Genomic DNA, 19,213 nt, shown 5'->3' with positions numbered 1-19,213 from the left:
TTCGGGCTGGAGCAGATTGCTACCAGCCTTTTTTTTGCGGGATTAAATAGGTTGCTGCTTTAATTTTACCAATTGAAATATGTAACCAGCTGGATATCATCATCTTTTAACTCATCTGAGTTTATAAATCCTTTTAAATTCAAGATTCTGTTGGTCATGTTTAACATTTTTTCACAAGCTTGTTTACATTTGCAGGAAGCATTTTGTGTCATCAAAACCAAATTCAATGAAAAATAGCTACTTACGGGGCCTGATGATGACCCTGATCATTTTCATTTTTCTTCAGAACAGCGCATTAATTTTTGCACAACGTACCGAATTTCAGTTTGATACGTCAAAATCTGAAGGCATCGCCTTGTTAAGATCATCCCAAGATGGGCTGAGATTTTCGTTTCATATTCCCCGCATGGCCATCAGCACGGTGGAAGAAAACGGGTTTTCAGGTCAGGTGATCGAACTGCAGGGAATTTACCTGCCTGCTGATGCAGGCATGCCCAACTTGCCGGCACTTAGCCGGTTTGTTGCCCTGCCCGCTGGTGCTGCAGCCAGTCTGAATATCCTTTCGGTTCAAAAACAGGTCATTCGTGATGTTGACCTCATGGCTGCACCGGCCATTCCACTGGGCAACGATGACAGCCCACTCGATTACAGCCGCCGCATGGACATCTATTCCAAGAATGCGTTTTATCCTGCTGAGCCTTTTGTGCTGGGTGGTCAGACACAAATCCGTGGCGTGGATGTAATCATGTGCAGCTTCACACCTTTCCAGTACAATCCTGTAACCAAAGAGCTCGTTGTTTACCACCATGTGGAAGCCGAGATTGTGTTCAATGGAAGTCGTGGCACGGTTGGCGACAACCGATTGAGAAGCCCCTGGTGGGACCCGATTATTGAAGACCATTTGTTGAATCCGGATCTTCTTCCCGAGATTGACTACGCCGCCCGCACCCGCGATTGGGTAAACAACCGCAACCAGGGTGCCGAATACCTCATCATCACCCCTACCGGGCCTGCCTTTGCCCAATGGGCCGACAGCATCAAGGTATTCCGGCAACGCCAGGGAATCATCACCAAGGTGGTCAGCCTGATGGATGTAGGTGGAAACACAGTGCAAGCCATTGAAAATTATATCAATAACGCATACAATACCTGGACCATTCCGCCGGCCGCTGTTTTGCTCCTTGGAGACTACAGTACCAATGCCGCAGATGGCATCATTTCGCACACACTCAACGATCATCCGGGCGGATACAATCCATACATTTCTGACAATCCCTTTGCTGACGTAAACAACAACGGGCTGCCCGATATCGTGTTTGCCCGTATTACGGCCCGCAATGCCGCGGAGCTGCAACATATGATCAAGAAATTCCTGGATTATGAACGCACCCCACCCACCAGCGCAGCTTTTTACAACAACCCTATAACAGCCATGGGCTGGCAGACCGAACGCTGGTTTCAGTTGTGCTCCGAGACGATCAACGGGTTCTGGCAACACGCCCTTGGAAAGAGTCCGGTGCGGCAGAATGCCATCTATTCCGGCACCCCGGGTGGCGCATGGAGCACCGCCACCAACACAGCCACAGTGGTTAATTATTTCGGTCCCAACGGGCGCAACTACATCCCTGCCAACTCAGCTCACCTGACCGACTGGAACGGAAATGCTGCAGGTATGAATGCCGCCATCAACAGTGGCGCCTTCATGGTGCAGCACCGCGACCATGGTTTGGAAACAGGTTGGGGCGAACCCTATTACAGGAACGAAAGCCTCAACGGACTCACCAACCAGAACCTGACCTTTGTGTGGTCGGTTAATTGTCTGACGGGTAAATTCAACTACAGCAGTGAGTGTTTTGCCGAACGTTTTCATCGCCACACCACCGGCGCCCTGGGCCTGATCGCTGCCACAGAAGTTTCTTATTCATTTGTAAATGACGCCTATGTCTGGGGGGCATACGACAATATGTGGCCTCAGTTTATGCCCGATTATGGCACCACCCCTGCATCAAGAGGCATATTGCCGGCATTTGCCAATGCCGCAGGCAAATATTTCCTGCAACAGTCGAGCAAGCCCTACAATCCTCAGCACAAAGACATCACCTTCAAGCTCTTCCATCATCACGGTGATGCGTTCATGACGGTCTATTCCGAAATCCCGCAGCCATTGGCAGTCAACCATATGCCTGTGTTGCTCAGCGGCATGGATGTATTCGAAGTGAGTGCAAATCCAGGTGCCCGAATTACCCTGACGGTGAATGATGAAATTATCGGCTCAGCAGTATCGGAAACAGGGACCGTTCAGATTCCGATTTTGCCGCAGTTGCCAGGAGTACAGGTAAGAATCACTGCCGTGCTGCAAAACTATTACCGCTACGAACAGACTATTGAGTGTATTCCGCCTGCCGGGCCTTATATGATATACAACGCCTACAACCTGATTGACCAGAACGGCAACGGCCAGATCGACTTTGGTGAAAACATCAGCCTTGACCTTACATTAAAAAATGTGGGCAGCGAGCTGGCCCCCAATGTAACTGTAACCGCTTCAAGCGAATCGCCTTATGTTACCTTCAGCAACCATACCTTTGCGCTGGGCGATGTGGCAGCCGGGGCACTGGCAACTGCACCTCAGGCCATCAGTTTTGTGGTGAGCAACAGCGTGCCCAACAATACCCCGATCACCATCCTGCTCCAGATCAACTGCAGCAGCACCGGTTGGAACAGTCAGTTCACTGTCAGGGCATATGCCCCTGATTTCACCCTGGGCAACTTTACAATCAACGATGTTGCGGGCAACAACAATGGCAGGCTCGACCCTGGTGAAACCGTCCAGATCATCATCCCATACACCAATGCCGGACAAAGTGCCTCGGCCGAAGTGAACGCACAGCTCAATATCACCGGTCCTTACCTGACAGTGTCCAACCCAATCCAATCCATACCTGAATTGGCTGCAGGCCAGACGCAAAACATCAGCTACACCGTTACCGTAAGTGCGGGTGCACCCAGCGGTTCGATGGCCAGTTTCGCGGCCTCGGCCACCTCGGGGGCATACAATGCCGAACGCGCATACAACGCCAAGATCGGCCTGATCACCGAAGATTTCGAAACAGGCGATTTCAGCCAGTTTGCGTGGACGTTTGCCGGAAATCAGCCCTGGGCCATCTCGATGGGCGATGCCTTTGCAGGCAACTTTGCAGCACGCTCAGGCACCATCAACCACAGCCAGAGCAGCCAGCTCGTCCTGAATTACGAGGTGGGCATCAGCGATACCATCAGCTTCTGGTACAAAGTGTCGTCAGAGGCCAATTACGATTACCTGAAATTCTACATCAACAACGAACTCAAAGGTCAATGGTCGGGTACGGTCAACTGGACCAAAGCCAGCTATGCGGTTACTGCCGGACCGAAAGTGCTCAAATGGGAATACATGAAGGATAATTCGGTGAGCAGTGGTTCCGACCGTGCCTGGATTGACGACATCGTTTTCCCGCCCCGCGTGGCTACCAGCGCATGGGCCGGCAACGATATGAATATCTGCCGCGGCAATGTAGCTCAGCTTAACGGAGTGGCCCAGCATTACAACACCATCCAATGGACCAGCTCGGGCACCGGAACGTTTAGTAACCCCAATATCCTGAATCCGGTGTACACCCCCAGCGAAGCTGACCAACAGGCAGGTTTGGTCACACTGACCCTCACCGCGCATGGAACTACTGTCGTAACCAGCCAACTGCAACTCAACATCAATGCGCCGGTCGAACTCAATGTGGCTGATGCAACAGAGGTGTGTGCCGGCGAACCCATTGCCATTCAGGGTACTACAGCTTCTAACTATACTTCGTTGCTCTGGTCAAGCTCTGGCGACGGACAATTTGATGACCCAAGCCTGCCCAATCCTGTATATACCCCGGGAACCAACGACCTCGGTCAAGGCAACGTCCAGCTTACGCTGGTGGCCAGTGCATTGGAAGGCTGTTCCACACAATCGGAAATGCGCGAACATACAATTCACAAACTCCCCGTGCTTGAGCTTAGCGGAGCGGCAGAGGCTTGTGCCAACACATCGGGTATAGACTTGCAGGCCACGGCACAAAATGCTGTCCAATATCATTGGTGGACACCCGGTGATGGGGCTTTTGCCGACAGTAGCCAGTTGATCACCTCCTATATGCCAGGATTGCTGGATATTGCCGCAGGCAACATCACACTATACTTTTCCGCAAGCGGTACTGGAGCGTGTGGGGTGGTTACTGATAGTATTCAGGTAACCATTCGGCCGGTGCCTACCCTGGCCGTGCCGGAAAGCCTCGACCTGTGCCATTGCGGGGAAATGTGGCTCGAAATCAACCTTACCGGCAACGGCCCGTGGCAACTGATGATGTCCGACAGCACCCTGGTCGAAGCTACCACCAGCCCGTACATGATGCTGCTTGGCCTCGACAGCACCGCAACAATCGGATTCCTCCATGTGGCAGATGCCTATTGCGGACAAAGCATCAACAGCTCCACTCTGGTCAATGTATGGCACATCCCCGGCCAGATGACCCTGCCCGCCGGAGCCGACAGTGTGGACTTCCTGCATGGATACCAGTCATCCTACACCCTCGAATCGCTGGCTTTTGCTCAGTCGTACCGCGTGGAACTTGAGCCTGCCGGCGCTGGAACCGCGGTGCTGAACGAGCTTGCGGTGAACATCAACTGGAACCCCGATTTCAGAGGAATAGCCAGCCTCAAGGCCCAGGCTTCAAACTTCTGTGGCGATGGCCCCTGGTCAGAAGCCAGAAATATCAAGGTGAAAAGCACCATCGGATTGACAGAAATTGAGGCCGGAAACATCCGTATCTGGCCCAATCCCAACAGCGGAGTCTTCCACCTGGAAGCTAAGGCCTTACGCTCGAGCCACATGAATGTCGAGATAACCGACCTTTCGGGCCGCATTGTAATGAAACAGCAAGTGCCTGTAACTGATCAGGTCCTGCGCATGGACTTCGACATGCAGGCGTGGAGCCGCGGAGTTTATTTGATGCACCTTCTGGGCACCCACGAAAGAACAACCCAACGTATTCTTTTGAAATAAAGCTACTTAAGACCAATTCACGACCGCCCGGAGAAACCAAACCTCCGGGCGGTTCGTTTTTGTGATGGACAGTAAAGAAGAAAATTTCAGTAAAAATTGGCTTGCAGCAGGATAATTGCTAACTTTGCGCCCCTGAATTGAGGCCTGCCCGGCAGGATTCAGACAGAAACCGTTCTTTCCAGAAAACACATATCGGGGCATAGCGCAGCCCGGCTAGCGCACCTGCTTTGGGAGCAGGGGGTCGCAGGTTCGAATCCTGCTGCCCCGACACAGGACCAACCGCCGACATAGAGGAGAGATGGCAGAGCGGTTGAATGCGGCGGTCTCGAAAACCGTTGTCCGCCCATCGGCGGACCGGGGGTTCGAATCCCCCTCTCTCCGCAACTTTTGATGAAGTTTGAAGTAAACCACTGTAAACCCCACTGTTTACGGTGGTTTTCTGCTTTTAGGGCAGAAGCCGGATGCAACCGGATGCAGCATTTCCGGTGGAGTTTAGGTGGAGTTGAGATTTCATGAAAATCTGCTCCACCGAATTTGAGCCTAATACGCTGATTTGCACTACATTGCAATGTGCCTGATGGGGAGTTTAACCCTATGTTTCACCCTAAAAAAACTTTTCATCATGGCATCATCAAAATTCAATGTGTTGTTTTACGCCAATCACATCAGCACGACGCGAAGCGCCAAAACAGGGACGAGGCTTTTATACACATGGTTTTTATGGGTTGGACAACCTAAAGCTTACCAGTAAACCTAGTCGCAAAAAATGATTTCATCAACGTCCGGATACCGGAACAAGCTCACAAACCACCGGAGCAATTGAAAAAAGCAAGATCGAAGAAACCACCATCCTTTTCATTCCCCCTGGCCAGCAGGTCATCCACCCATGGTGAAATAAAACACGGAACCTTTACCGGGTTCCGACTCGCACCAGACCTCGCCTTTGTGGCGATCGACGATGCGCTTGACAGTGCTTAGCCCGATGCCGGTACCCTGAAACTGCTCGTTGGTATGCATACGAACAAAAGGCTTGAACAAATTTGACGCTTTTGACATATCGAAACCGGCTCCGTTGTCTTTCACATATACCACGTCGCGTCCGTTGTAGCGCATCATTCCGACGGTTACCCGCGGATCGGCTACTTTCTGGCTGTATTTGAGGGCATTGCTCAGCAGATTGGTGAGCAGGATGCGCATCATCCCCTTGTCGGCCAGTATTTTTATACCAGGCTGTATATGAATCTGATAATTGCCTTTGTAGGTGGACAACCTCAGGTCGTCCAAGATTTCTTTGGCCATTGCCGAAACATCCACCTCTTCCGGGTGAATCTCGGCACGGGAGGACCTGGAAAAATTGAGCAGGTCGGTGATCAGATTCGACATGCCATTGGCAGCAGTTTTGATCCAATGAATGTATTCATAGGCTTGCTCATCGAAGTTTTTGCCATAATCCATGACCAGCAACTCGAGAAAGCCCTGAATGCCGTTGAGTGGCGCCCTCAGGTCGTGCGAAACGGTGTGTGCGAATGCCTCAAGTTCGGCATTGGCATGCTTCAGGTCTTCATTGAGAATTTGCAATTGTCGCTGAGCTTCAATAAGTTGACTGTTTCTTGCCATAGCTGCCTCATAAACCGAAAGCAGCAGGTCAAGGATTTGCTTCTTATCAGAGTTGATGATGAACTTCTGGTTCTGAAATACAATCTCCATATTCATGTCCAACGAACTCTGGTCGCGGATCATTTTGTTGGTCAGCAGGTAATTGATCCTGGAAATCAGGTATTTCTCCTCATATGGTTTGGTGATAAAGTTGTCGGCTCCCGATTGTAATCCTTTAATAATATCCAAAGGATCGCTCAGTGAGGTGAGCAACATGAAAGGAATATCCCGAAACTCCTCATTGGTTTTAATCATCTGGCAAAAGGTATATCCATCCATTTCGGGCATCACCACGTCGGAGATGATGAGGATGGGTTTTTCCTTTTTTACCTGTTCGAGGCCTTCCTTGCCATTGCGAGCCACAATGCACCGCATTTTGTACTGCTCAATAAGTCGTTGGATCTGACGTGCCTGCACGGCTGAGTCTTCCACAGCGAGAATGAAACCTTCCTGGTTGAGCAGATGGAATGCAGGATTCATGATTTATTGTGTTTGATGGTTTTCAAAATTTGAGGTACAATTTCGGATGGCGGAATTGCCACATGATGTGCATTTAGCCTGGCAGCCTCACCGGGCATGCCAAAAACGAGGCAGGACTGTTCGTCCTGAATGATGTTGAAGGCTCCAAGCTGCTTGAGGCGAAGCATTTCGTGTGCCCCATCCTTGCCCATGCCCGAAAGGAGCACTGCAACCAATTGCGATCCAAACACCTCCCTTGCCGACCTGAACAGGGCATCCACCGAAGGTTTCAGCCCGTTGTCCGGGTGGTGATCGCTCAGACCAATGATTTCGCGGGATTTGACCACCAGATGCTGAGGCCTGATACTTATGTAAACCGAACCCGCCCTCATGGGTACATCTCCTGTCACCATCACGATTTTATTTTTTGATGCGGCAGCCAGCCATTGCGCATAACCTTCGGCAAAATTAATGTCAATGTGCTGTACGATAGCTACAGGCAAAGGAAAATCGGCAGGGAGATCACTGACGATGCGTTTCACGCCCTCAGGGCCGCCGGCCGAAGCGCCGATAACAACCAGGCTATAATGCATGGTGGAATTCACCGACTTCGGCAATTCCTGATTTTGAGCCGGCTGAACCAAAGGCGAAGTAGCTTTGCGGCGCACCACCCTGACCTCCGACATCACTTTCAAGGTTCGAAGGTAAGTAGCTGCAAGCTTCTCATAATCAGCACTTCCCGGGCCAGACGGCTTCGGAATCACGGCCACGGCGCCTGCTGCAAGGACTTCCATAGCCAGGCGAGTTTCGCCGGGATTGTACAAAGAACTGACAATCACCACAGGAACAGGGGTATGCGCCATAATGTGGCGGGTGGCCTCGATGCCGTTCAAATGAGGCATTTCGATGTCCATGCTCACCACATCGGGTTGGAGGCGACTGACCATGGCGAGAGCTTGTTCGCCATCGGACGCCTCACCAACAACCTCCATTTGGGGTGAGTTCGCGATCAGATGAGCAAACAGCCTTCGAGTTACATGGCTGTCGTCCACAATAAGTACCCTGATTTTCCTATTGGAATTCATGTCAGCAAGTTACTCAAAATCTGAAGCAGATTCCCTTTTTCGAAATCACGTTTTGTTACGTAGGCACTGGCTCCGGAATCCATGCCTTTGCGTTTGTCGTCCTCACTATCGAGCGAGGTGACCAGCACAATGGGCAAAAACTTCCATTTTGCCTGCCCTCTGATCTTGCGGGTAAGCTCAAAACCGTTCATACGTGGCATTTCGATGTCGGTAACCACCGCATCAAACTGCGCTTTTTCAAGCTTTTGAAAAGCTTCCAGTCCATCGCTGGCAGTAGTAACCAGGTAGCCGGCAGTTTCGAGCATATTGCGCAGCAGGTTGCGGATGGTGAGCGAGTCTTCGACCACCAGAAGCTTTCGTTGTTGTGTTTCTTTTGCAACGGAGGTTATGGTAGCTTTATGTTCAACCAGTACATCCGTCCGCATGACGAAGGCAATCTGGCCGCCGCTCAAAATGAATACTCCGGCAAAAAATTCTGAATTACCCATGCCGTTTTGAAAAGGCCTCACCACACCGCGTTCTTCACCAAGCACCTGTTCCACTTCAAGGGCTACCGTCCGGTTTCCGGAACGCACCACCAGGATATTCAGCGATTCGTCTTTCTTCGATCGTCCGGCTTTTTCGGGCAACTTAAGCACCTGAGCAAGCCTGATCAGCGGCACAGCAGTCCGATCGACGTCAACCACCGCCAGTGTAGCAAGCTGCCTGACCTGCGACGGCTTGATACGCATGGCCTTGGCAACCACCTGTGTAGGAATCAGCAGGTTGTACGCTTGTTCGCGCACCAGTATTCCCCTGAACATCGAAAGCACCCTCGGCAGGGTGATGATGAAGGTTGTCCCCTTGCCTGTTTCCGAAACAAGCTCGATGGTGCCCGAGAGCGACTCGATTTTCTCTGCGACAATCGACATTCCCAGTCCATGACCGGAGATATCATTCACTTGTGTGCTGGTGCTTAGTCCGCTCGAAAAAATCAGTCGCTGCGCCTCGGATTCATTCATGGCAGCAGCCTGCTCAGGGCTGATGAGGCCCATCGAAAGTGCTTTTTCTTTCAGGCGTTGGGTGCTGATACCGGCGCCATCGTCGGAAATAGTCAGTTGCAGCTTTCCTTCGCTGTTAATTCCAGCCTGAATAGCAAGGCTTCCCTGAGCAGGTTTTCCGGCAGATATCCTTGTTTCTGGCAGTTCAATGCCATGGTCAATACAATTTCGAACCAGGTGAATAAGTGGATCTTTGATACCTTCGATGATGCGACGGTCCACTCCGGTTTCGCCTCCCGATATCGAAAGATTGACCTGTTTCTGTTTGCTTCGGGCAATGTCGCGAACCATACGGGGCATCAGCTCGAATACTTCCGACATCGGAAACATCAGCATGTGCTGAAGCTCGTGCAACAGTGAGGTTTTGTGCTGGAGGCTGGTATGCTTGTATTGCGCAAGCTGCCGGGCAAGAGAATTAAGCTGCGAAATCAGCTCGCGTTCCTGTTCCTGAAAGCCCGATTTATCGGGCTGCGATGGGTTATTTGTCAATTTGGCTCTTACCATCACCTGTTCCACGAGGCGCTCAAAATATTCCACACTGTTGTGCAAGGCCAACAGCTCCTCGGTTTCGGCCAGCAACTGCTCAATGCGAACGACAGGCACACGAATTGTATCGGAAGTGCGCTTTCCTGGTAATCTGGGACTTACTTCTTCATCCGGCAATGTTTTCTGCGCTTTGGCACCTGTTACCTGTGCAACCTCATCAGCTTTGACATTATCAGGCTGCGTAACTGAAAAGTTTTCAATCTTTTCGGGTTCAGATTTAGCCAGAAAATCATCATGAAGCAGACTGGGTCGGCCTGTCCGGCCCTGCAACAAAGCATCCACCCGTTTTCGCATTTCCTCCACACGATAAGGCCCTGCCTGCGAGCTTCCCTGTCGCACATCGTCGAGCAGGTGGTGGAGAAGATCAATGGACTGATAAAACACATCAAACATGCCCGCCTGAAGGGAAAGTTCGCCATTGCGTAACTTCTTCCATACATCCTCAAGGCTGATGCAAAGCTGCTCGATCAGGGGGAGGTTGACCGACCTTGCGGCGCCTTTCAGGCTGTGGGTGGTGCGGTAAACCACTTCGATATCGTCAGCTTTTTGCCCATCAGGCAAACTCTCTTCCAGACGGAGGAGCACCTGCTGCATCTCGGCAAGGTAGTCCGAAGCTTCGAGCAGAAAATCCTGCCGCAATGATTCCAGAAAGTCATCAGCCATCATTGTACGCCATTTTTCGTTGCAAATAACTGTCCGGCAAGCACTTCCACATCCAGCACCGGAATGGCATGATTGTATATGCCGGCAATGGCGCCCGCGAAGTCGTTGGATGCAGGAGGCTGGATATCGGTATCTGTTAAAATCTCGAGACCAATCACTTCGTCGGCAAGCAGTCCAAAACTGAGCCTGCTGGTGCGGAGCAGAACTATTTTATCCAAGGCTGTGAGTCCGGGTTTGGGAAAGTTGAAAAATAGCTTAAGATTGATGGCTGGCAAAATGATGCCTCTTCGATGAAAAACCCCGGTGACATATGGGGGCATGCCAGGCATGTGAAAGATCTCTGGCAGGCGAATTACCTCTATCAGACATTCAGCCCTCACAGCGAAAGTCTCAGGCAAGAGACTGAACAACAACATGTTGGAGCCTTCGGTTGGTTTCGAAGCCACACGTTGATGCTTTGCAAGCCTTTGGGCACGTGCCTGCAGGATATCTAAATAACTGTCATTCATGGCGTTGAATTGCTAAATTACACAATGTTCGGAGCGCAGCAGCCGACAGTCCGCCGAAAACGATTTTCCCATCATCCAGTTGATCGAGCGTGCGAAGCAGGATAAAGTACTGTTTGAGCGACTCTTCCGTCTGTCCGGATTTCCAGAGCAGGTGTGCATACTGAAATCTCGTCTCCAGATTTCCGGGTTCAAGAAACAAGCTCTGTTGAAGCAATGCCACAGCTTGTTCCGTTTGTCCATCTTCAGCCAGATTTAATGCATGTCGAAACAAGCCGGCCGCTGTTTGCTGCGATTCAACGGCAGATGTGGCAGGGAAATCCACAGTTTTTTCGGTCGCCACGCCAGCCAGCTTGTCCGTAACTTGCTCAGTAGTAATGTCTGAAGCACCCCTTCCAGACTGATGGCTTTTATCAGATAACACCTTATTTTTCAGTGCAGTATCTGTTGGCTTTTTGGTTGGCAGGCTTTGTTGTCCTGCCAGCTTTTGTGATTGTTTTGCACCGGTTGGCGAGGGAATTTGTTCTTTGGGACGTTGCGAATCCTCTTGTTTGTTCTTCCTGCCTGTCAGCGGTTTGCGATAAAAAAAACCATTGCTATGTCCGATGCGGATAAAAGCCTGAAACAACTCATCATTTAGTTCCACCTGACTGGTAATCAGCCATCCGCCTGGTTCCAGGATATCGAAAAACTTGTTTGCGACAGCCCCGATGGTCGGCTGATCAAAATAGATGAACACATTGCGGCAAAGGATGAGCTGACAGGTTTCGCCGCTTGAAGGCCCGAATGGGTAAGGGTCGTTGACTAGGTTATGAATCTGAAAACGGACAAACGAACGCACCCGCTCCGAGATGACCCAGGCTTGCTGTTCGCGCCTGAAATAACGTTCCCTGAGCTGAGGAGGCGTAACCCTGAACGACCACTCACGGTAGGAGGCCATGCGGGCTTTGTTCAAAGCCTCGGCATTGATGTCGGTGGCCAGAATTTGCAGCTCGGCCGGACTGAGCGTCGGAATCTCTTCGAGCAACAATATGACCACCGAATAGGGTTCTTCGCCTGTGCTGCAGGCTGCCGTCCAGATATTGTAAGGCGTCTTGTTTTGTGCTATGGCATTGCGCACCTCAGGTGCGATAATCTGCCTGATGAAATCCACCGAAGGTTGTTCGCGGAAGAAATAGGTCTCGCCTATGGTGATATGTTTTGCCAAAACTCGCAGGACATCGGCACCTGGATGACGGCTCAGACGGGCACCCCATGCAACGGGATCATTACCCCACCCCAGCTCTGCGGCAACTTGTGCCATGCTGCGCATCATGGCTGCGTAGCGGTTCGGACCGATGGTGATACCCATCCAGCGGCCAATGTGTTCTGCTATGATTTTGGTAGTCTGGTCCATGGCTCATCCTGAGGCAAGACGCAAGGCTTCGAGCGCCTTAATATCCACTCCCTGAAGCAATTGTTGCAGATCGAACAACCATAGGTTTTCCTTGCCGTCGGAAAGCAGACCGAGCGAAAGATGCTGTGCCCCTGAGCTCAGGTTGATCTGACTCAGGTGAAAGTCGGCCAGGTTTATCAACCCTTGCACATCATCCACATGCAAGGCAAGCAGGATCGGCCCATGACCGTCAGGATTGTCGCTTCGAACCACCACAAAACGATGCTTGGGATGCAATTCGGCGGCCTCGAGCCCAAGCAACTGATGACACGACAGCACCGGAACAAGCTGTGCGCCAAGGTCGAGCAGGCCCATCAGGGCAAACAACTTACCCGGCGAAGGTCTGAGTGCAGCAGCTGCGGTCACCTGATCGATTTGGCTGAGCGGGAGACACAAACTGAAATCCTGCACCCTGATGACAAGAAAGTGCTGTTCGGTGGTCATCATCAAACGACTGTATGAATTAAACCGAGAGTTGCTCCATCAGCTGGTTCAGGTTATGGCCCATCTGGCTCACATCTTCAATGGCCTGTTGCGTCTGACGGATACCCACCAGGTTTTGCTCGCTGGCCTGACGGATGTTTTCCATGGCCGGAACAATCTGGTCCATGCCTGCCAGTTGCTGTCCGCTCGACGAAGAAATCTGCATGGCAGCTTCCATGGTCAGCTCGATCGTTTGTGCCAGAGCCTCCACAACTCTCTGGTTTTCACCTACGGTCTGGCTGCTGCTTTCCACTTTGGCTATGCTTTCGTAGATGAGATTAACCGATTGTTCGACGGACTGCTGGATGTCGTTCAATATCTGACGGACCTGTACGGTTGACTTTTTCGATTGTTCCGAGAGGTTTCTTATTTCCTGGGCAACCACACTGAAGCCCCGGCCAAATTCGCCTGCCCTGGCGGCTTCTATAGAGGCATTCACGGCGAGGAGGTTCGACTGGTCAGCAATTTCGGCCACCGTGGAAGTGATCTCACCGATATTGCGGTTCTGTTCGGCCAAATGATCCACAACTTTGACCACGTGTTGCATCTGCTGGCGCAGTTCCTGAATGGTGTTGTGCATCAGCTGGGAGGTGCTCAGGCCTTTTTCGGCCAGTTCCACAGCACGCTCCGATTGCCCGATAAGGTGTCGGGCCTTTTCGTTGGCCATGTTGGCGGTTTGCCTGATTTCTTCTATGGTGGTGGTAGTTTCGGCTATGGAGGCAGCTGTTTCGGCGGCGCCTGCCGACACCTCGGCGGCTGTGGTCTGCACTTCGGCCGAAGCGCTGCTGATCACAACCACGCCCTCGCGCACCTCACGCAGGATGCGGCGGAAGAGCTCCATGATCCGGCGACTCATAACCACCACAAGAATCATTTGGGCCACACCCAGAATGATAAGCGAGATGAGGCTGCCATTTAGCACAAAATCAGTCATTCCGCTCAGTTTCAACACCTTCTGGTCGAGCTTGGCCGCCAGCACATTAATCAGCTGCATACCCGATTCCACGGCTTCATGCAAGGCTTTAAGCTCCCGGTGGTATGCCTCAGCCTCCGAACCTCCGGACATAACCTGCTGCAGGCCAGCATAACGTTCGAAGATCCGGTCGAAGGTAACGGCCAGGGCCTGCACATCACCATCGCCTTTCAGGCCATCATTGAGCTTTTGCAGTTCAACGGCAACCAGATCTTTCATTTCGCCCACACTCCATTTGGCTGATATTTTGTCTGCACCACTGTCACTTGCCGAAGAAACCCGTTCTATGAGCTCGAGACTTGTGATTTTCAGCGACTTGAGTGCACCACTGGCCTTGTAGCTGAGCTGAAGCTGGTCGGCAATTGACTTCATGGCGAATACACCCGTCACAATGATGGCGAGCATCACAGCTACCGAGCCAACGATGGTATTGAAATTGCGTTTGATTTGCCTGCTGGTTGATGATTGTTGGGAAGACGACATGGCTGAACCTGTTTTGAAGTGGGACAATCAGATATTCCAGGGTGCAATGTTAGCACAAGACAAGCGCAAAAGCAACAACTAATTTCATTTACTGTCTTGGGTCGGGCATCAGGGGCAATCGGGCAAGTTTTTCGACTTCCAAAGTCGGGTGGCCAAACTCTTCGGTTATTTTACCCAGCATCAGGTAGATGCCTGGTCCCTGGAAGGGATATTGCCTGAGCGAGGGAGGAAAGTGCACCGTATCGAAAAGCTCGCCGGTATGATCCACAAAAGTCCCGAACTGCATGATTTCGCCTTTGACAGTGCGTACATACTTGGTGGTGACGAGCTTACCGAGCATGCGCACCTGTCGGCCCACGTGCTGCAGCATGCCGGTGGCCTGTACCTCACCCCTGAAAGGGGTTTTGAGCATATCGAAATGGCTCATGCTCACCGGGAAGCCGAGCAGTTCGATTTCGTCGTACGCATCTTCGAGGGCATGCTGCTCGAGTGCAGGCAGCTGATATCGGCGGGCTTCCTCGCGGAAAAGCAGCGTCTGGGGGTCGGCCTGCACACTTTTCTTACGATACAGATGAGCCTCCCACAGCAAGCCCGATTTGGGCTGTCCGGTAAAAGCCAGGGCGCCGGCGCGGATAAGCAGCACCAGTTGTTCCATGCCCGGCTTGACGCGGTCGATAAAGTCGTGCAGATCGCGGTAGGGGCCATGGCGTTGGCGCTCGTGCACAATGCGCTGGGCCAGATGTTCTTCCAAACCGGCCACATGCACAAATCCGATGTAAATCACCTGGCCTTCGATATGTGTGAGGTAACGGCTGTGGTTGACACAGGGCAGATGGATGTGCCCGCCCTGCCGCCTGGCCTCGTTGAAATAGACCCAACTGTGGTAAAAACCACCAAAGTTGTTGATCACCGCCACCTGAAACTCCAGCGGAAAATGAGCCTTGAGGTAGAGGCTCTGAAAACTTTCCACGGCATAGGAGGCCGAATGCGCCTTGGAAAACGAATAACCGGCAAACGACTCGATCTGCCGCCACACCTCGCGGGTCACCTCTTCGGGATAGCCCCTGTTGCGACAGTTGGCAAAAAACTTGTTCACAATCTCCTCAAACTCATTTTTCCTGCGCTTCTTGCCACTCATGATGCGCCTGAGCACATCGGCATCAGCCAGGTCGAGTCCGGCAAAATGATGGCACACCTTGAGCACATCCTCCTGATACACCATCACCCCGTAGGTTTCCCTGAGTTGCTGTTCCATCACCGGATGTATATACTTGAATCCCTGAGGGTTGTGAAACCGTTGGATGTATTCGCGCATCATGCCCGATTTGGCTACACCCGGGCGGATGATGGAGCTGGCGGCCACCAGGCTGAGGTAGTTGTCGCAGCGCAGCTTACGCAACAGGCCGCGCATGGCCGGACTTTCGATGTAAAAACAGCCGTTGGTTTCGGCACGGCGCAGCAGTTCTTTCACCCTGGGGTCGTGTTTGAAAGTCTTCACATCGTGCACATCGATGCGTTGTCCGCGATTTTCGAGCACAATGGAGGCCGCTTCCTGAATATGACCTATGCCCCTCTGGCTGAGGATATCGAGCTTTTCGAAGCCCAGCTCTTCCGACACATACATATCCCATTGGGTGGTGAGAAAACCTTTTGGGGGCATGTCGAGGGCCACATAATTGGTGATGGGCTCCTCGGCAATGAGGATGCCACCGGCGTGAATACCACGCTGATTGGGGAAGTCGAGGATATGACGGGCTATTTCGTGAATATGGCGGGTAATGTGGTTGAGGTTGTGATACCGGAGGGGATCGTTGGCCAGCTCGTCGATCTCGGCCTTGGGCAGCCCGTGCACCTTGCCCAACTCGCGGTAGATGCTTTTTCCACGAAAGGTGGAGATGGTCCCCAGCAGGGCCGTGTGTTTGTTGCCATACCTTTTAAATATGTAGTCGATCACCTCGTCGCGCTCTTTCCACGAGTAGTCGATGTCGAAGTCGGGCGGACTGGTACGTTTGGGATTGAGGAAGCGTTCAAAATAGAGGTCGAGTTCAATGGGGTCCACATCGGTAATGCGCAGGCAGTAAGCCACCACGCTGTTGGCGCCGCTGCCCCTGCCCACGTGATAAAAGCCGCGCGACATGGAGTAGCGCACCACATCCCAGGCAATGAGAAAATAGGCCGAAAAGCCCAGCTTGTCGATGATCTGCAGCTCACTTTCGATACGTCGGCGGGCTTCGGCATTTTTTGTGCCATAGCGGTAAACCATGCCATCCAGGGCCAGCTTGTGCAACAGGGCACGGTCGTCGGCAGCATTGCCTGTAAAGGTTTTACGGTTTTTGATGGTGCTGAAGTCAAAATCTACTTCGCACTCGCTTTCGAGCCATGCGGTCGTCCGGAGCAGGTCGGGATACAGCGCAAAAGCAGCTTTGAGGCGGCCCGGGGGCAACATCGCCTCGTCGCGGGCAGCATGCTGTCCGGCTTCGAGCTTGCTGAGCAGGATGTTGTGATCCACTGCCCTCAGGTTTTTGTGCACATACCAGCTGGTATCGTCGCTGATGGTCACAGGCTGCATAAGCACCAGGCGGTGCTGATGATGACGCCATTCGGAGCTGAGCAGGCGGGGCACTTCCGACAGGCGCACTCCGCCAAACTCGTTCTCGCGCAGCGAAGCAGGCTTGCGGCTGCCGAAAGGATAAACCACATACACATGATCGAAGTGGGGCGCCTGCGCAGGATAAGGCGAACCATCGAGGTTGTGCCTGGTAAGCATCTCGTTGAGCTCGCGAAAACCGGCATTGTTGCGCGCCAGACCCACGTAAAGCAGCCTGTCGCCCTGCCTGAATTCGACCCCCGCAATGGGCTTGATGCCATGCCGGCGACACTCTTTGACAAAATCTACCACACCCATGGTGGTATTGATGTCGGTGAGCGCCATTGCCCCAATGCCTAAAGCCCTGGCCTGCTCCACCAACACCTCGACCGGCAACATGCCGTAGCGCAAGCTGTAATAACTGTGCACATTCAGATACATAGCCCCCTTAGTATTCTCTGTTCACTCAATCACTGTTCACTGTTCACTCAATCACTGTTCACTGTTCACTCAATCACTGTTCACTCAATCACTGTTCACTGTTCACTCAATCACTGTTCACTGTTCACTCACCCACTGTTCACTATTCACTCACCCACTGTTCACTCAATCACTGTTCACTCAATCACTGTTCACTGTTCACTCAATCACTGTTCACTCAATCACTGTTCACTCAATCACTGTTCACTCACCCACTGTTCACTCAACCACTGTTCACTCAATCACTGTTCACTGTTCACTCACTACCCGTCACCATTGAATCCCCTAACCCAGAACCCACAACCCAGCCCCCAGCACCCAGCCCCCAGTACCCAGCCCCCCAGCACCCAGCACCCAGCACCCAGCACCCAGCACCCAGCACCCAGCACCCAGCACCCAGCACCCAGCACCCAGCACCCAGTACCCAGCCCCCAGCCCCCCTCACCCCCCCATCCCTCCTGCCCTTTGCACGGCCATGGGGCCGAAACGGTGTTTCACCCGGTCGAGCGCCTGATAGAGGTTGGTGAGTTCGGGCCGGTCGTCGAAAAGGTCGAGTTGCTGCACCCCGCCCACCAGCTGGCCAAAGCGCACCCCGACAAGGCGCACCAGCATGCGGCGTTCGTAAAGGCGGTCGAAAAGCTCGTACACCACCGGCAACAGCACATGATCGAAAGCCGTGTAAGGCAGTTGTTTTTGCCGGGTATGTGTATCGAAGTTGGCATAGCGTATTTTCACCGTCACGTTGCCGGCCAGTTTGCGGCTGCTCCTTAGCTCAAAGGCCAGCTTTTCGACCATGTGGGCCAGGGTCCGGCGCAGCACCACAAGGTCGGTCGTGTCCTGATCGAAAGTATGTTCGGCACTCATCGATTTTTGTTCGGTGTAAGGTTGCACCGGTGTAGGGTCAATACCGTTGGCTTTGCGCCATACCGAGAGGCCGTTTTTGCCCAGCACCTGTTCGACCATCTGCGGAGGCATCTGACGCAGGGTGCCTATGGTAGCCACACCCATGGAGCGGAGCAGGCGGTAAGCCGCATCGCCAACCATGGGAATCTTGCGGATGCTGAGCGGGTCGAGAAAAGGCTGGATCTGGGGCTGACGCACCTGAAGCTCGCCATTGGGCTTGGCCTGTCCGGTAGCAATCTTCGAAACAGTCTTGTTGGCCGACAAGCCCAGCGAAATAGGCAGCCCGGTGTGGTTTATGATCCGCTGCCGCAGCTCGTGCGCCCATTTGTAGCAACCAAAGAAACGGTCCATGCCGGTCAGGTCGAGGTAGTGCTCGTCGATGGACGCCTTCTCGTAAAGCGGTGCACTGTCGGCGATAATCTCGGTTACCAGACGCGAGTAACGGCTGTAGAGCTCCATGTCGCCCCGGATAAAAACAGCCTGGCTGCACAGCTGACGCGCCAAACGCATGGGCATGGCCGAATGCACCCCAAAACGACGCGCCTCGTAGCTGCAACTGGCCACCACCGACCGGTCGGACAAACCACCGATGATGACCGGCTTACCCTCCAGCGCCGGATTGATCAGCCGCTCTACCGAAACAAAGAAAGTGTCGAGATCCATGTGTACAATCGTGCGTTCCATAGCTTTTTAGTGGTGAGTAGTGAATCAGTGAATAGTGAATAGTGAATAGTGAATAGTGAATAGTGAATAGTGAATCAGTGAATAGTTGATGGTGAGCTGCGAATTTTGAATTTTGAATCATGAATCATGAATTCTGAACGGTGAGCTGCG

The 19,213-nt window shown here is 52.5% G+C and carries 10 protein-coding genes, 2 tRNA genes and 1 pseudogene; 4 read left to right on the top strand and 9 right to left on the bottom strand.

The features are described 5' to 3' along the window. Nucleotides 1-226: 226 nt before the first annotated feature. The 3 genes from IPM52_02505 (at nucleotide 227) to IPM52_02495 (ending at nucleotide 5,461) form a co-directional block, all read left to right on the top strand. Complete coding sequence (locus IPM52_02505; GenBank protein MBK9290492.1) at nucleotides 227-5,080, top strand: T9SS type A sorting domain-containing protein; 4,854 nt, start codon at nucleotides 227-229, stop codon at nucleotides 5,078-5,080. Nucleotides 5,081-5,273: 193 nt separating this feature from the next. Next, nucleotides 5,274-5,348, top strand: a tRNA-Pro gene (locus IPM52_02500). Nucleotides 5,349-5,372: 24 nt separating this feature from the next. Then, nucleotides 5,373-5,461, top strand: a tRNA-Ser gene (locus IPM52_02495). A 495-nt stretch (nucleotides 5,462-5,956) separates the two neighbouring features. Here the strand turns inward: IPM52_02495 and IPM52_02490 are convergent. The 8 genes from IPM52_02490 to IPM52_02455 form a co-directional block, all read right to left on the bottom strand. After that, the gene (locus IPM52_02490) at nucleotides 5,957-7,216 is read right to left on the bottom strand and encodes a response regulator (protein ID MBK9290491.1); all 1,260 of its coding nucleotides are present in this window, start codon (nucleotides 7,214-7,216) and stop codon (nucleotides 5,957-5,959) included. Further along, the gene (gene cheB / locus IPM52_02485; protein MBK9290490.1) at nucleotides 7,213-8,280 is read right to left on the bottom strand and encodes a chemotaxis-specific protein-glutamate methyltransferase CheB; all 1,068 of its coding nucleotides are present in this window, start codon (nucleotides 8,278-8,280) and stop codon (nucleotides 7,213-7,215) included. The genes IPM52_02490 and cheB overlap by 4 nt, the downstream gene beginning before the upstream one ends. Continuing rightward, nucleotides 8,277-10,532, bottom strand: a complete 2,256-nt coding sequence (locus IPM52_02480) for a response regulator (GenBank protein MBK9290489.1) — start codon at nucleotides 10,530-10,532, stop codon at nucleotides 8,277-8,279. The genes cheB and IPM52_02480 overlap by 4 nt, the downstream gene beginning before the upstream one ends. Next, on the bottom strand, nucleotides 10,529-11,038 hold the full coding sequence (locus IPM52_02475) for a chemotaxis protein CheW (GenBank protein MBK9290488.1): 510 nt from the start codon (nucleotides 11,036-11,038) through the stop codon (nucleotides 10,529-10,531). The genes IPM52_02480 and IPM52_02475 overlap by 4 nt, the downstream gene beginning before the upstream one ends. Continuing rightward, complete coding sequence (locus IPM52_02470; protein ID MBK9290487.1) at nucleotides 11,031-12,431, bottom strand: tetratricopeptide repeat protein; 1,401 nt, start codon at nucleotides 12,429-12,431, stop codon at nucleotides 11,031-11,033. Before IPM52_02470 ends, IPM52_02475 begins: the two co-directional genes overlap by 8 nt. A gap of 3 nt (nucleotides 12,432-12,434) precedes the next feature. Then, a complete protein-coding gene (locus IPM52_02465) occupies nucleotides 12,435-12,917 on the bottom strand; it encodes a chemotaxis protein CheW (protein ID MBK9290486.1) in 483 nt (160 codons plus the stop codon). Nucleotides 12,918-12,933: 16 nt separating this feature from the next. Next, complete coding sequence (locus tag IPM52_02460; GenBank protein ID MBK9290485.1) at nucleotides 12,934-14,409, bottom strand: hypothetical protein; 1,476 nt, start codon at nucleotides 14,407-14,409, stop codon at nucleotides 12,934-12,936. 88 nt (nucleotides 14,410-14,497) lie between these two features. Then, nucleotides 14,498-17,437 (bottom strand): DNA polymerase III subunit alpha, encoded by a 2,940-nt coding sequence (locus IPM52_02455; GenBank protein MBK9290484.1) that lies wholly within the window; start codon nucleotides 17,435-17,437, stop codon nucleotides 14,498-14,500. Between IPM52_02455 and IPM52_02450 the strand changes: the two are divergent. Next, nucleotides 17,366-17,731 (top strand): annotated as a pseudogene (locus IPM52_02450) (pentapeptide repeat-containing protein). The gene IPM52_02455 and the pseudogene IPM52_02450 sit on opposite strands and share 72 nt — an antisense overlap. Before the next feature lie 186 nt (nucleotides 17,732-17,917). On the opposite strand, the gene dinB reads toward IPM52_02450, so the two are convergent. Further along, complete coding sequence (gene dinB, locus IPM52_02445) at nucleotides 17,918-19,063, bottom strand: DNA polymerase IV (protein MBK9290483.1); 1,146 nt, start codon at nucleotides 19,061-19,063, stop codon at nucleotides 17,918-17,920. Between the last annotated feature and the right edge of the window lie 150 nt (nucleotides 19,064-19,213).

The sequence above is a fragment of the Bacteroidota bacterium genome (assembly GCA_016715945.1).
GTDB lineage: Bacteria > Bacteroidota > Bacteroidia > Bacteroidales > F082 > JALNZU01.
The sequence above is the reverse complement of the archived record's forward strand: the minus strand, read 5'-3'. Positions and strand labels throughout refer to the sequence as shown.